The sequence below is a fragment of the Geobacillus sp. Manikaran-105 genome (assembly GCF_002809955.1).
Lineage (GTDB): Bacteria > Bacillota > Bacilli > Bacillales > Anoxybacillaceae > Geobacillus > Geobacillus thermophilus.
In genome coordinates this window covers 1-1791 of the sequence record NZ_PIJG01000119.1, presented here as the reverse complement: position 1 = coordinate 1791, position 1791 = coordinate 1, and the positions used below count along the sequence as shown (strand labels likewise).

Below are 1791 nucleotides of genomic sequence, written 5' to 3'. Positions count from 1 at the left end.
GACCTCCTTAATGTTTATTTCACCGCTAACATTATTGCCAGGATCTCGTCAGTGCTTTCTCTTTTTTGTCACTAAATCACAAAATTTGGTGATGAACCTATTTTTTTAAAAAATTATAAATATTGTATTGACTTTTTTAGTAGTTAACAAGATAATATTATACGAGCGCTAGCATTTATTTCTAATTAAGGTATACCTTAACAATACAAATGGGTTTTAGTATGAAAACGAGGTGACTTAACTTGAAAAAGATGTTATACCTATTAGCATTTAGTTTTATGTTTTTGATGTTTAATCATGAAACTAGTGCAGCTGAGTATAAGAAAAATTACTACCCTACTAAAACAGAAATTGAAGCATTGAATCAGGAATTACAAGAATTAGTAGATGAAGCAAATGAAAGATTATCTAATGGAGAAAAAAATATTGAATTAACGTCTAAGAATTTAAAACTAGTTTTTAAAGAAAACAACTCACTAGGTTCAGAAAATATAATGACCAATCAGTTAAATACTATGGGTGTAAATGCTAGTTCAATAGGATCAAAAAGTTATCAAGCATATGTAACGAATACTGCGGGTTTTAATTTTACCCATGCGGTAAGTGGTATTTTTTCATGGAATGGAGACTATTTAACAGGAGTTTCAGCAGATGCAGATCTAACAGGGATAATGTATGATAAATCGTCAAATACAACTGTAACTGGGTTAGATGGAATAATAGGTAGAGATGCTAAAATTGCAAGAGTAACTAGCAAAGGAACATTTAAGGCATTGAAATATTTTGTAACGTATCATACAACATTAATGGTCGATGTTTATGCTCCAACACAAAGTTATAGAATTGTAGAAGCTAAAATTACTTATTGATTTTAATTGAGGGGGAACAATATGGTGAAAAGTTTACCAATTAAGATATCTTCTCTACTATTAACAACATGTTTTCTGCTCAGTTTCTTTTCAAGTGCTGCATTAGCAGATACTGTATTAATCACATCGTTTACTAGTACTACAAAAGAAAGTACGACTTCAGTTCCTAAAAATTATCATTATTTCTATTCAACCAAGGATACGGTAAAAGTAACATTCAAAGTCGATGAGTGGATTAAAACTCGCAATATTAAAAAAGTTAATGTTCAATTACAAAAAAGTAATGGACTTTGGTGGTCAACTAAAACGACAAAAAGTGTAACAAGTACAAGTTCTATTACGTTTAGTGTGAATGCTGGGAGTGGAGACTATAGATTAGTTGTTTGGGATGAACCTGAACCAACAGGATGGGCTAAACCTCCTCTTTATTATCCGAAATCAACAAGATATTCCGTTGATATTTGGGGAATAGATTAATAATAGAACTTCAAAAAGAAGGGTGCTACTTAAAGTTGATATTATCCCTCTTGTGTAGACAGTGTAGAAAAAGGACACACTGCTATACAGGAGGGATTTTTTTGGATAAATCAAATGCAAAATACAAAAGCTATAGTTTTGAATTTAAATTACGTACCCGAGTTCGACAGTCACTAGGCAAACAAAATGCCTCTCGTCCCTTGATACAAAAGGGATCGGAGGCATTTGGGCACACTTCGGGCGTGTATCTAGGTGCGAGGATGGATGCTTAGGATCTTTGGAGGAGGCTCCAGCCCTAGAGCCGTAAAGAGTTGCGCTTGTTTGGCCGTCAGCTCGGTTCGTTGAAAAAGGTCGCCGTTTTTGGAAGAAAAATGTCCAAGCATAAGACGCTCACATTCGTCTCTTACGTTCGGCCACGATTCATGAGTCCGGATCTCTACGATCC

The 1791-nt window shown here is 34.2% G+C and carries 2 protein-coding genes and 1 pseudogene; 2 read left to right on the top strand and 1 reads right to left on the bottom strand.

Annotation, left to right across the window (positions count from 1 at the left end):
• Positions 1 to 242: 242 nt before the first annotated feature.
• Complete coding sequence (locus CV945_RS16760; protein ID WP_100660194.1) at positions 243 to 869, top strand: hypothetical protein; 627 nt, start codon at positions 243 to 245, stop codon at positions 867 to 869.
• Positions 870 to 890: 21 nt separating this feature from the next.
• A complete protein-coding gene (locus CV945_RS17160; RefSeq protein WP_155836653.1) occupies positions 891 to 1346 on the top strand; it encodes a hypothetical protein in 456 nt (151 codons plus the stop codon).
• A gap of 248 nt (positions 1347 to 1594) precedes the next feature.
• On the opposite strand, the pseudogene CV945_RS17725 reads toward CV945_RS17160, so the two are convergent.
• A pseudogene (locus CV945_RS17725) lies at positions 1595 to 1791 on the bottom strand (IS1634 family transposase); the annotation flags it as partial.

Bases quoted from the DNA above. Each gene is read 5' to 3' on its own strand.
- CV945_RS17160 (WP_155836653.1), top strand. From the start codon at position 891: ATGGTGAAAAGTTTACCAATTAAGATATCTTCTCTACTATTAACAACA.